An 833-nucleotide genomic window follows, 5' to 3' on the forward strand; every position below is an offset into this window, starting at 1 on the left:
CATTACTTGTTTTTGTAATATCCTTGGTTTTAACATAGGCTGAAAGGACATAGGATTTTTTTCTTACAAGACCACTAAGCCACTGTTGATAAAAATCTCTGCTGCTGTTAGTATCTTTAGTGATTTTAAGGCTTTTTGTTCCCATATAAGCTTCTTCAGTAGTAATGTTACCTTTTATTTGATCAATACTTACACCTCTCCAACTAGCTTTTTCCCAATGGGAGGTATTTAGTTCTACGCTATGATTTCTTATATAGTTTTTGCTAAACTTCTGAACTCTTGAAGCTGCTGTAAGCTTATTGTACAAGTTCTTATTGCTGTCATCATACCTGTAAACTTCAGCACTTTCATCACTGTTTTTAATACTCTTAGTCATGCCATAATCAGTAAATTGATATAAATTAACCCTACTTTTATTATCTGTAAAGGTAGTTGTGTTATATCCATAAGCAATTGCTAAACTTTCTCCTGCCACTCCATCTGTACCAAATTCCTTTATGCTGCTGACTCTGTAAGGAGCTTGAGTATAATAGTCATAGTTTATATTGTAACCATCATAATTTAGTACCTTTTTAAGATTATTCTTGCTATCATAAGTAAAAACAGTGTAAGTTCCATCAGGATAAGTTACTTTAGAAAGCTGTTGTCCATTATAATCAAAGCTGGTTCTGCTGCCATCTGACTCTATTATCCCTACAAGATATCCATTACTTAATACATCTAGGGTAGTTACTCTTCCTGCTCCATCAGTTATTTTCTTTAATATGATTCCATCATAACTTAAGGTTAAGGTGTTATCATTCTTATCTTTTATTTTGTGTAAATATCCACCA

1 pseudogene is annotated in these 833 nt (G+C 32.5%); it reads right to left on the reverse strand.

Annotation, left to right across the window (positions count from 1 at the left end):
• Positions 1 to 833 (reverse strand): annotated as a pseudogene (locus tag N4T77_RS20100) (cell wall associated protein); the annotation flags it as partial.

The sequence above is a fragment of the Clostridium sp. CX1 genome (genome assembly GCF_025398335.1).
Taxonomy (GTDB): Bacteria; Bacillota; Clostridia; order Clostridiales; family Clostridiaceae; genus Clostridium_AM; species Clostridium_AM tanneri.